Raw genomic sequence first — 10,812 nt, forward strand, 5'->3', positions numbered from 1 at the left:
GCGAGGGCGCTTTGGTTGTAGTTCATTCGAACGCGGATCATGAGGCCGTTCGTGGCGTTGGCGCGGCGTGCGCGCTCCACGACCGCCTGCAGCAGCTTCCACTGCTTGGCCAGGCGCGCATCGTCGGCAATGGCGAGCTCCATACCCTTCCATCCGGCGGGCAGGCCCATCTGACTGAGCTGGCCGTCGCGCGTTTTCTCGAGCGCGGCCAGTTTGTCGGTCAATTCGGACTTCTTTTCGACGATGCCGGGCAGCGTCTCGAGCGGCGATACGGCCGCGAGCGCTTTTTCCTCGTACATCAGCAAGGACGCGAACGCTTCGAGCGTCGCGTGTTCTTCGGTCACAGTAGCAAGCAGGGCGTCTCTCATCTCATCCGCCAAAACGTGGGCGCGCGTACGCGCGCTCGGATCAAGCCGACGAGGCGAGCACGGCGCTCAATGCGCCGCTTAACCGCCCGTCGACGGGTTCTTCAACAACTCGCGCGCCGTCGAAAGGATGCCGTCGGCAATTTTGCTCGCATCCATGGTCAACGTCCCGTCGGCGATCGCTTTCTTGATCGACTCGACGTGCGCGACGTCGATATCGGCTTCGCCCGATGCAGCCAGCGAGCGCAGTTGCGACGACAGCGCCGACAGGTTGACGCTGGCGTCGCCGCCCGCGCCTTGCGCCGATGCGGCGCCGGCGCTCGTGGGCGCGGCGTTCGACGCAGCTTGGCCGCCTTGGCGGGTACCCTGCACGCCGCCCTTGGGCGAGGTCAGGCTAGAAGTAGAGGTGGAATCGACTTTCACGATGGCTTCCCGAACGATTTCGATTTGAGTGTGATAACGGCGACACCCATCGAAACTTTAGCGCAATCCGGAAAATCACCCGCCCGCCGCCTCCCGTCATACGGGGCTGCATCGCGCTCACGCCCGGCGCGCGGGCCTCGGGGCGGTGGCGACACTGCGCGGCCTTTTTTTCACCTCACATCTGCACTTCTACCGTTCCCCCGTCCCTCACGATGCCGGAAATGATCTGGCCCCCCGCCATCTTGACGCGTACCTGCTGTCCGGGCGACGCGTTGTTCATGACGCTGCCCTCGGCCGAAATGGTGAAGCCTTGGCCCTGCGCGACGACGCGAACGGTCTGGCCGATGATGACGGCGCTGGCGCTCTTGAGCAGATCCTGGCGCAGCGGCATGCCGGCGCTGATTCGCACGATCGCCGAAGCGCCCACGGCCTGCGACGGGTCGGTGATGATCGCGCGGGGCAAATTGGAGAGGTCGCCGTTTCGGGCCAACAGGTCCTGAGCCGTGACGACGGTGCCGGGCTCGATTTGACGCGCGGCGAGATAGTAGGTGGCTTCGATGGCGATGCGGGCCCGCAAATAGAGCGTCCACGGCTTCGCGCCCGCGCAGCGCACGCCAACCGTGGTGGTGCCCCAAAGGCGGGCGCCCGTCGGCATGAACGGCTCGAGCCCGTTGCAGGCGGCGAGGCCGCGCGGAAAGGTCGGGGCGACCGTGATTTCGATCTTGCCCGGCAAGCCCACGGTCTGCTGCTGCAAAAACGCGAGCGCGGCGCGGCGGATCGTTTCGCCGTCTTCTTGACCGGCCGGCGCGTTCGACGCGGGAGCCGCGGCGGCGGCCGTTGCCGTCGCTGTGGGAGCAGGGGAGGCGGGCGCTGCGGTTGTCGCGGCCCTTAGAGCCGAAGCCGCTGCGGCGGGCAGCGTCGGCGCGGACTGAGCGGCGCCCACGGCCGAGGGTACACGGGCCGACACGCGGGTGAACGTTGCGGTCGCCGGCTGTTCGACGGCGATGGGTTGGGCGGCACGAGCCACGCGCTGCGGGGCGGTGACGACAACGGGCATGGTGCGGTTGGCCGCCGCGGCCTGGGCTTCGCCTGGGCCTGGAATCGAGATCATTCCGCTCGGCTTCGCGGCCTGGGCTTCGCCCGGCCCCGGAATCGAAATCATCCCGCTAGGCTGAGCCGCATGCGCTTCGCCCGGCCCCGGAATATAGATTTGCCCACCGGCGCCCGCGTTCTGCGCCCGCGCCGCGGCGCAAGGAAGCAGAAAGGCCGCCACGAGCGCGCAAGCGGCCGCGCCGAGGCGGCGCGCGCCGCGTACGTGCCGCCGGCCGAGGGCGCGCGGCGCCATTTGGCGCGCGGGATCGGATTCGGCGGACAGGGGCATCGGGTTCTCCATTGAAACAATTCGGACGACGAATCGAATTCTAGGGGTCGCGCGAGGCGCGCAAACGTTGAATAGAGGGCGGCTTCCCCGGTTATTCATCCGATTGGCTCTTGCGTCCCGCCCCTAAGATGCACCTCATGCAAAAAAGTCTTCCCAGCGCGCCTCGACCCGAACCGAGGTGAAGCCGAGAAGCGGCAACAGGCGGCCAACGCTTGGGTACGGAGAAATACCGATGCTGGACAAACTCGATGCCGAATTCGCCTTCGGCCGTGAGGCGCTCGATGTGCGCGCTTATCGGCAGGAGCTGCTGTCCTCGAATATCGCCAATGCCGACACGCCCGGCTACAAGGCGCGCGACGTCGATTTCGCGTCGTCGCTGGCGGGTGCGCTCAAGCGCACCGGCGGCGCGAGCGCGGCCGGCTCGAGTACGGGCGTCACGGCCAGCTCGGGCACGGCGCAACTGGCGATGGCTAGAAGCGCGGGCGTCTCGAGCGGCATGACGATGGCTTCGACCGAACCCGGACATATGACGGGCAAGGCGTCCTTGATCCCGACCGGCGGTTCGTCCCAAGACTACGGCAAGCTCGCCTACCGGATTCCGACGCAGCCCTCGCTCGACGGCAACACCGTCGATCTGGACGCGGAACGCGTTCAATTTGCCGACAACACGCTGCATTACGAGTCGGGCATGAACGTGATGACCCAGCAGATCAAGCAAATGCTGGCGGCCATCACCTCGGGCGGCTAAGGGCCGTCCATTACGTGCGGATTACGCATCACGAATCGTCTTTTAGGCGTCCATCGAAAGAGGCATTCAAGCCATGTCACTGATGAACATCTTCACCGTTGCGGGATCGGCCATGTCGGCCGAATCCGAACGGCTCAACGTCACCGCGTCGAATCTGGCGAACGCCGACAGCACGACGGGCCCTGACGGCCAACCGTACCGCGCCAAGCAAGTCGTGTTCGGCGTCAAGCCGCTCGGCGGCGCGCGCACCGCGAGCGGCCAGCAAGTGGGCGGCGTGCAGGTGACCAATGTCATCGACGACCCGACCCCGATGAAGACGACCTACGACCCGACCAATCCTGCCGCGAACGCGGACGGCTACGTGACGATGCCCAACGTCGACCCCGTGCAGGAAATGGTGAACATGATCTCGGCCTCGCGCTCGTACCAGGCCAACGTCGAGACGTTGAACACCGCGAAGAACCTGATGCTCAAGACCTTGACGATCGGCACCTGAGGAGAATTTTAGTGACGTCATCCAACACGACCATCGCCGGCGGCGGCACGGTCTCCCAAAACCTGCTCAATACGATGAACGGTACGTCGTCGAGCAGCGACTCGTCGTCGACTTCCTCGAGCGCATCGCCGAATTCACCGTCGAGCCTACAGCAGACTTTCCTGCAACTGCTCGTCACGCAGTTGCAGAACCAAGACCCGACGAACCCGATGGACAGCTCGCAAATGACTTCGCAGCTGGCCCAGATCAACACGGTGACGGGCATCAGCCAGCTCAATACCACGCTCACTTCGCTCGCCTCGCAGCTCTCCGCCGGCCAAAGCGCGCAAGCGTCGCTGCTGATCGGTCAGAACGTGCTCGTGCCGGGCGCGAGCGCGACGGCCGCCACCTCCACCGTCGTGAGCGGCGTATCGACGGGCTTCGGCGTGTCGCTCGACGGGAACGCTTCGCACGTGACGGTCACGATCAAGAACTCGTCCGGCGAGACCGTCGACACCGAAGACTTGGGCGCGCAGCAAGCGGGCACCGTGCCGGTTGCGTGGAAGCCGGTGGACTCGTCGGGCAACGCGTTGCCCGACGGCACCTACACGATTTCGGCCACCGCCGCGAGCAGCTCCGGCGTGAAGGTCACTGCGACGCCGCTCACCGGCGCCCAGGTGCAGAGCGTCGTCCAAACAAGCGGTGGCGGCTCAAGCTTGCTGCTGAACAACGGCTCGACAGTCGACATGACCAAAGTCGTCGCCATCCTGTAACCGTCACGAATCAACGAAATTTTCCGAAGGGAGACCGCTAAATGGGCTACCAACAAGGCTTGAGCGGCTTGTCCGCATCGTCGAACGACCTCGATGTCATCGGCAACAACATCGCGAATGCGAACACCGTCGGCTTCAAGCAAAGCACGGCGCAGTTCGCCGACCTCTACGCGAACACGATCGCGACGACGGTCAACAACCAGATCGGCATCGGTACGCGGCTGGCCAGCGTCCAGCAAGACTTCACGCAGGGCACGTTCAAGACGACGGGCCAGGCCCTGAACGTCGCGATCAACGGCACGGGCTTCTACCAGATGTCGAACAACGGCTCGCTGACGTATTCGCGCAACGGCGTGTTCCAGCTCGACAAGAACGGCTTCATCACCGATTCGCAAGGCTTTCAGCTGATGGGCTATGCCGCGAACGCGAACGGCGTCATCAATTCGGCGCAGACGGTGCCGATTCAAGTGCCGACGAGCAACATCGCGCCGGTCGCGACGCAAAGCATCAGCGCGCAGTTGAACCTGAACTCGCAAGACGCGGTGCCGGCCGTCACGCCGTTCTCGGCGACGAACTCGCAGACGTACAACTATTCCACGTCGATCCAGGTGTATGACTCGCTCGGCGGCTCGCAGCAAGTCAACATGTATTTCGTGAAGACGGCCGCGAACACGTGGGACGTCTACTCGGGCGCGGCGTCGGGCACGATCAGCAAGATCGGCACGGCAGGCTTCAACACGGCTGGCGCGCTGACGACGACGACGGCCACCGCGCCGGCCACGAGCCCCTCGACGGGGCAACTCTCGTTCACGATCCCGAACAGCGACGGCAGCACGACGCCGCAGCCGCTGACGATCAACATGACGGGCACGACGCAGTACGGCGGCAAGGACGGCGTGACGAACCTGTCGCAAGACGGCTTCGCCACGGGCGAGCTGACGAACTTCTCGATCGGCGCCGACGGCATCATCTCGGGCACCTATTCGAACGGCCGCACGCAGTCGCTCGGTCAGATCGTACTGGCCAACTTCAACGACCCGAACGGCCTGCAAAACCTGGGCAACGACCAGTTCGCCGAAACCTCGGCTTCCGGCGTGCCGCAAATCTCGGCGCCGGGCAGCACGAATCACGGCACGCTGACGGGCGGCGCACTCGAAAACTCGAACGTCGACCTGACGAGCCAACTCGTCGATCTGATCACGGCGCAACGCAACTACCAAGCGAACGCGCAGACGATCAAGACGCAGCAGGCCGTCGATCAGGCGCTCATCAACCTGTAAGCGAAGCGCGCACCGGGCGAGTCATGGACCGACTGATATACACCGCGATGACGGGCGCCGCGCAGGCGCTCGAACAGCAGAGCGTGGTCGCCAACAACTTGGCGAACACGTCGACGACGGGTTTTCGCGCGGAGCTCGCGAACTTCCGCAACGTTCCGATGAGCTTCGGCGACGGCACGACGGTCAACAACGACACGACGCGCACGTTCGTGCTTTCGGCCACGCCGGGGGCCGACTTCGCATCGGGCCCCATCGCGCAGACGGGCAACCCGCTCGACGTCGCGATTCAAGGCCCGGGCTGGCTGTCGGTGCAAGCGGCGGACGGCAACGAAGCCTACACGCGCGCCGGCAACTTGCACGTGGATGAAAACGGACAGCTCGTCACGGCGACGAACCAGCCGGTGCTCGGCAACGGCGGCCCGATCTCGGTGCCGCCCGGCGCAACGGTGACGATCGGCAAGGACGGCACGGTTTCGGCGCTCGGCGCAGGCGATTCGCCCTCGCAGATCGTCGTGCTCGACCAGCTCAAGCTCGTCAACCCGGACCCGGCCACGATGACGCGCGGCGACGACGGCATGTTCCGGACGGCCGACGGCCAACCGGCCGATGCCGATCCGACCGTCAACGTGGTGCAAGGCGCGCTGGAAGGCAGCAACGTCAACCCGGTCGCGGCGATGGTCTCGATGATCACCAACGCGCGCCAGTTCCAGATGCAGACCAAATTGCTGCAGACGGCAGACCAGAACGATCAGACGGCCAACCAACTGCTGTCGTTCACCTGACCGGTTCTTCGCCGCTCGTCACTGACGGCTAGAACCGGATTGAAATTACCAGGAGATTCACCATGAACCGCTCGCTCTACATCGCCGCTACCGGCATGAACGCGCAGCAGGCGCAGATGGACGTCATTTCGAACAATCTTTCGAACGTGAGCACGACCGGCTTCAAGGGCTCGCGCGCGGTGTTCCAAGACCTCATCTACCAAACGCTTCGCCAGCCGGGTGCGAATTCGACCCAGCAAACCGAGCTGCCCTCGGGCCTGCAAGTCGGCACCGGGGTGCAACAGGTCGCGACCGAGCGTCTGTACACGCAGGGCAATATGCAGCAGACCGGCAATTCGAAGGACGTCGCCATCAACGGCAACGGCTTCTTCCAAGTGCAGATGCCCGACGGCACGACGGCCTACACGCGCGACGGCTCGTTCCAGACGAACGCGCAGGGTCAACTCGTGACCTCGAGCGGGTACCCGGTCATGCCGCAGATCACCGTTCCGCAGAACGCGACCTCGCTCACGATCGGCACCGACGGCACGGTCAGCATCAAGGTGGCCGGTTCGACGAACAATCAAACGATCGGCACGATCCAGCTCGCGACGTTCATCAACCCGGCCGGTCTCGAATCGAAGGGTGAAAACCTGCTCGAGGAAACGACTTCTTCGGGCGCGCCGAACGTGACGACGCCGGGCCTGAACGGCGCCGGCACGCTCAACCAGGGCTACCTGGAAGCATCGAACGTGAACGTGGTGCAAGAGCTCGTGAACATGATCGAAACGCAACGCGCGTACGAGATCAACAGCAAGGCGGTCCAGACTTCGGACCAGATGTTGCAAACCTTGAGCCAGATGTCGGTTTAAGCAAGCAGCAAAGTAGGACAGCAAGTTTTTGAACAGCAGGCGGTAAACGAAGATGTCGCAAACGAGTCGAATCCCCTTTCGCGTGCGCGGGTTGCGCGCGGCAGCCACGCTCACCTACGCGAGTGCGCTCGCGGCGGTGGTCGTGGGCCCCTTCGCCGGTTGCGCGCAACTCGAGCACCGCGAGCCGATCACGCAGCAGCCCATGACGGCGACGCCTCCGGTGCCGCCTCAGCTGCAGCCACCGGGGTCGATCTACAACCCGGGCTACGCCGGCCATCCGCTGTTCGAAGACCAGCGTCCCCGCAACACGGGCGACATCCTCACGATCGTCATCGCCGAGAACATCAACGCGACGAAATCGTCGGGCGCGAACGCGGGGCGCAGCGGCACGACGAGCATGTCGGTGCCGACCGCCGGCTTCCTCAAAGGCTTGTTCAACCACGTGAACCTCTCGGCCGCCGGCGCGAATGCGTTCAACGGCTCGGGCGGCGCGAACGCATCGAACACGTTCAACGGCACGATCACCGTCACCGTCACGAACGTGCTGCCCAACGGCAACCTCGTCGTGAGCGGCGAGAAGCAAATGCTCATCAATCAGGGCAACGAATTCGTGCGGTTCTCGGGCGTCGTCAATCCGAACGCCGTCTCGGGCGAGAACACGGTGCTCTCGACGCAGGTGGCCGATGCGCGCATCGAGTACTCGGCCAAGGGATACATCAACGAAGCGGAAACGATGGGATGGCTCCAGCGCTTCTTCATGAACATCGCGCCGTGGTGATCGAGATGACGACGACTTCGATCATGCGCACCTTGCGCACCTTGCGCCGCTTCTTCGTGGCGGCGCTCATCGGCCTGCCCATCGCCTTCGCCGCGGTAGGCACGGCGCACGCCGAGCGTCTGAAGGATCTCGTGCAGATCCAAGGCGTGCGCGACAACCCGCTCATCGGCTACGGCCTCGTCGTCGGTCTCGACGGCACGGGCGACCAAACGACGCAAACGCCGTTCACGACGCAGACGCTCACGAACATGCTGGCCAACCTCGGCATTTCGCTGAACAACGGCCAGGCGAACGGCGGCGGCTCGGCATCGAACATGCAGCTCAAGAACGTCGCCGCCGTCATGGTCACGGCGGTGCTGCCCCCGTTCGCCCGTCCGGGCGAAGCGATCGACGTGACGGTGTCCTCGCTCGGCAATGCCAAGAGTCTGCGCGGCGGTACGCTGCTGCTCACGCCGCTCAAGGGCGCCGACGGGCAAGTCTATGCGCTGGCGCAAGGCAACGTCGCCATCGGCGGCGCGGGCGCGAGCGCGAACGGCAGCAAAGTGCAGATCAACCAGCTCGCGGCCGGACGCATCACATCGGGCGCGATCATCGAGCGCGCGGTGCCCACGCAAGTGGCGCAGGCCGGCGGCACGATGCAGATGGAATTGAACGAGATGGACTACGACACGACGCAGCGCATCGTGGCGGCGGTCAACAACGCGTTCGGCCCGGGCACGGCGATGCCGCTCGACGGGCGCACGATCCAAGTACACGCGCCGGCGGATACGAGCCAGCAAGTGGCCTTCATGGCGCAGCTCGAAAACCTCGACGTGCATCCGGCGCAAGCCGCCGCGAAGGTGATCCTGAACGCGCGCACCGGCTCGATCGTGATGAACCAGATGGTGACGCTGCAAAGCTGCGCCGTGGCGCACGGCAATTTGTCGGTCGTCGTCAACACGCAGACGGCCGTGAGCCAGCCTGGCGCCTTCTCGAATGGGTCCACGGTGGCCACGCAGCAGTCGCAGATTCAACTGAAGCAGGACAACGGCTCGCTCAAGCTCGTCACGGCGGGCGCGAATCTGGCCGAAGTCGTCAAGGCGCTCAATGCGCTCGGCGCGACGCCGGCCGATTTGATGTCGATTCTCCAAGCGATGAAGGCCGCGGGCGCGTTGCGCGCGGATCTCGAGATCATCTAAGGACGAAGGTATCCCGATGAACCCGAACACGACCTACTCCGGCACTGTCGACACCGGCACGGACCTCACGCAGCGCTTCGCGCTGGACGTGCAGGGCTTCGACGCGATGCGCGCGCAGGCAGGCAACTCGCCCCAGCAAGCATTGAAGTCGACGGCCAAGCAGTTCGACGCCGTGTTCATGCAGATGATGCTCAAGAGCATGCGCGAGGCCACGCCGCAAGACGGCATCCTCGATTCGAACGACAGCAAGCAATATCAGTCGATGCTCGATCAGCAGCTCGCGCAGCAGCTCTCGTCCAAGGGCGTGGGCGTAGCCAACGCCCTGATCACGCAGCTTTCGCGCAACGCGGGCTTTGACGTCGGCCCGGGCGGAATCGGCGCCCCGAAGACGCTGCCGGGCAACGGCAACGCGATCGGCGGCATGCTCGGCGGCGCGGGCGGGGCAGGGGGCGACGCCGGCAATGCGGCGATGCTCAACGCGCTGGCGCGCGCCTACTCCAATGCGCAGTCGAACGGTGCGCTCGCAGCCGGCAAGGGCTATTCGGCGCAAAGCGCGCTGACGCCTCCGCTGCGCGGCAAGGGCGCGTCGCCGAAGGTCGACGCCTTCGTCGACAAGATGGCGGCGCCGGCGCAAGCCGCCAGCGCAGCCACCGGCATTCCGGCGCGATTCATCGTCGGCCAGGCCGCGCTCGAATCGGGCTGGGGCAAGGGCGAAATCAAGAACGCCGACGGCTCGTCGAGCCACAACGTGTTCGGGATCAAGGCGACCTCGGACTGGAAGGGCAAGACGGTATCGGCGGTCACGACCGAGTACGAGAACGGCAAGCCGCGCAAGGTCGTCCAGAAGTTCCGTGCCTACGATTCGTACACCGACGCCATGACCGACTACGCGAACATGCTGCGCGACAACCCGCGCTACGCGTCGGTGCTGTCGACTTCGCACGACGCGGCCAGCTTCGCGCACGGCATGCAGAAGGCCGGGTACGCGACCGATCCGCATTACGCGAAGAAGCTGATCTCGATCATGCAGCAAATGGTTTAAGGATTCACCGGTATCCGGCGGCTCTTGCCGCCATCACCGGTCATCACGGGGCGCGTATTCGAGCGCGACGGGGCCAAGCAGGGAAAGACGGCATGAAGGCCGGCCGCCGAGAGGCGGCCGGCCAAGCCGCGTTTGCTCGGAACATTCAATCACACACCACAGTTGGCTAGGTGTGCCTGTCTCAGTTTCATTCAAGTTGTTCACGATTATCCGCCGGTGATCGACTCCTCCGTTCAAGTCCGTCGTCAATCGGACCGTATTGGCAGTTAAGCCACAAATCGCCTTTTAAGAATATTCCTACATCGCAGCGTTGAAGGTGACGCTAAGGTTTTCGGTTCGATAAACAGTCGAACCTCTCCTTACCATGACCGACCAGCAAGGCCGTGACAGGAATCTGAATCCCGCGGAAAACAGAATTGGCGCGATCGAGGTGGGCGCGCTGATCTGGGACCACGCGGTGAGCGTGACGAAATGGACAGGCGGCGCATTGGCCGGCGAGTTCGCGCAAAAGCAAACGACTGGGCAGATCGTGTTCGACGCGATTTTGAGCATGTTCCCGCTGCTGGGCGAGGGGACAGCAGCGCGCGACGTGATCGCGATCTGCCTGCGGATGAGCGATGACCCGAGCAAAGCCGAGGACCGCTGGGAGTGGATCAAGCTCGTGCTGTGCTTGCTGGCGGTGGTGCCGGTGCTGGGCGGGGCGCTCAAGGGCGTGGGCAGGCTGGTGATTCGAGCG

Annotated in this window: 12 protein-coding genes and 1 pseudogene; 10 read left to right on the forward strand and 3 right to left on the reverse strand. The window is 64.7% G+C overall.

The window, feature by feature from the left end; genetic code table 11:
* From ACTHNR_RS00370 to flgA, 3 genes are all read right to left on the reverse strand, one after another.
* The coding region (locus ACTHNR_RS00370) for a flagella synthesis protein FlgN (RefSeq protein WP_440545391.1) at positions 1-368 on the reverse strand (368 nt) is incomplete at its 3' end.
* Positions 369-446: 78 nt separating this feature from the next.
* A complete protein-coding gene (flgM, locus tag ACTHNR_RS00375) occupies positions 447-788 on the reverse strand; it encodes a flagellar biosynthesis anti-sigma factor FlgM (protein WP_440545392.1) in 342 nt (113 codons plus the stop codon).
* A gap of 175 nt (positions 789-963) precedes the next feature.
* The gene (gene flgA, locus ACTHNR_RS00380; RefSeq protein ID WP_440545393.1) at positions 964-2,169 is read right to left on the reverse strand and encodes a flagellar basal body P-ring formation chaperone FlgA; all 1,206 of its coding nucleotides are present in this window, start codon (positions 2,167-2,169) and stop codon (positions 964-966) included.
* Between the two features lie 232 nt (positions 2,170-2,401).
* Between flgA and flgB the strand changes: the two genes are divergently transcribed.
* The 10 genes and pseudogenes from flgB to ACTHNR_RS00430 form a co-directional block, all read left to right on the forward strand.
* Positions 2,402-2,917, forward strand: coding sequence for a flagellar basal body rod protein FlgB (gene flgB / locus ACTHNR_RS00385; RefSeq protein WP_440545394.1), 516 nt, complete (start codon positions 2,402-2,404; stop codon positions 2,915-2,917).
* A gap of 73 nt (positions 2,918-2,990) precedes the next feature.
* Complete coding sequence (gene flgC / locus ACTHNR_RS00390) at positions 2,991-3,413, forward strand: flagellar basal body rod protein FlgC (RefSeq protein ID WP_440545395.1); 423 nt, start codon at positions 2,991-2,993, stop codon at positions 3,411-3,413.
* A gap of 11 nt (positions 3,414-3,424) precedes the next feature.
* Positions 3,425-4,165: a flagellar hook assembly protein FlgD gene (locus tag ACTHNR_RS00395; protein WP_440545396.1), complete on the forward strand. Its 741-nt coding sequence runs from the start codon at positions 3,425-3,427 to the stop codon at positions 4,163-4,165.
* A 41-nt stretch (positions 4,166-4,206) separates the two neighbouring features.
* The gene (gene flgE, locus ACTHNR_RS00400; RefSeq protein ID WP_440545397.1) at positions 4,207-5,445 is read left to right on the forward strand and encodes a flagellar hook protein FlgE; all 1,239 of its coding nucleotides are present in this window, start codon (positions 4,207-4,209) and stop codon (positions 5,443-5,445) included.
* 23 nt (positions 5,446-5,468) lie between these two features.
* A complete protein-coding gene (gene flgF, locus ACTHNR_RS00405) occupies positions 5,469-6,227 on the forward strand; it encodes a flagellar basal-body rod protein FlgF (protein ID WP_440545398.1) in 759 nt (252 codons plus the stop codon).
* A gap of 62 nt (positions 6,228-6,289) precedes the next feature.
* Complete coding sequence (flgG, locus tag ACTHNR_RS00410; protein WP_440545399.1) at positions 6,290-7,078, forward strand: flagellar basal-body rod protein FlgG; 789 nt, start codon at positions 6,290-6,292, stop codon at positions 7,076-7,078.
* 52 nt (positions 7,079-7,130) lie between these two features.
* A complete protein-coding gene (gene flgH / locus ACTHNR_RS00415; protein ID WP_440545400.1) occupies positions 7,131-7,856 on the forward strand; it encodes a flagellar basal body L-ring protein FlgH in 726 nt (241 codons plus the stop codon).
* A 23-nt stretch (positions 7,857-7,879) separates the two neighbouring features.
* Entirely contained in the window at positions 7,880-9,034 is a 1,155-nt protein-coding gene (locus ACTHNR_RS00420) for a flagellar basal body P-ring protein FlgI (protein ID WP_440545402.1), read from the forward strand.
* Positions 9,035-9,050: 16 nt separating this feature from the next.
* Positions 9,051-10,076, forward strand: a complete 1,026-nt coding sequence (flgJ, locus tag ACTHNR_RS00425) for a flagellar assembly peptidoglycan hydrolase FlgJ (protein ID WP_440545401.1) — start codon at positions 9,051-9,053, stop codon at positions 10,074-10,076.
* Positions 10,077-10,440: 364 nt separating this feature from the next.
* Positions 10,441-10,812, forward strand: a pseudogene (locus ACTHNR_RS00430) (hypothetical protein); the annotation flags it as partial.

Origin of the sequence: Trinickia sp. (assembly GCF_051954495.1) — a bacterium.
Classification (GTDB): Bacteria; Pseudomonadota; Gammaproteobacteria; order Burkholderiales; family Burkholderiaceae; genus Trinickia.

What these genes read in the sequence shown, in the direction of transcription:
- flgA (WP_440545393.1), bottom strand. Translation starts at nt 2,169, where the DNA reads ATGCCCCTGTCCGCCGAATCCGATCCCGCGCGCCAAATGGCGCCGCGC.
- flgB (WP_440545394.1), top strand. Translation starts at nt 2,402, where the DNA reads ATGCTGGACAAACTCGATGCCGAATTCGCCTTCGGCCGTGAGGCGCTC.
- flgC (WP_440545395.1), top strand. Translation starts at nt 2,991, where the DNA reads ATGTCACTGATGAACATCTTCACCGTTGCGGGATCGGCCATGTCGGCC.
- flgE (WP_440545397.1), top strand. Translation starts at nt 4,207, where the DNA reads ATGGGCTACCAACAAGGCTTGAGCGGCTTGTCCGCATCGTCGAACGAC.
- flgF (WP_440545398.1), top strand. Translation starts at nt 5,469, where the DNA reads ATGGACCGACTGATATACACCGCGATGACGGGCGCCGCGCAGGCGCTC.
- flgG (WP_440545399.1), top strand. Translation starts at nt 6,290, where the DNA reads ATGAACCGCTCGCTCTACATCGCCGCTACCGGCATGAACGCGCAGCAG.
- flgH (WP_440545400.1), top strand. Translation starts at nt 7,131, where the DNA reads ATGTCGCAAACGAGTCGAATCCCCTTTCGCGTGCGCGGGTTGCGCGCG.
- ACTHNR_RS00420 (WP_440545402.1), top strand. Translation starts at nt 7,880, where the DNA reads ATGCGCACCTTGCGCACCTTGCGCCGCTTCTTCGTGGCGGCGCTCATC.
- flgJ (WP_440545401.1), top strand. Translation starts at nt 9,051, where the DNA reads ATGAACCCGAACACGACCTACTCCGGCACTGTCGACACCGGCACGGAC.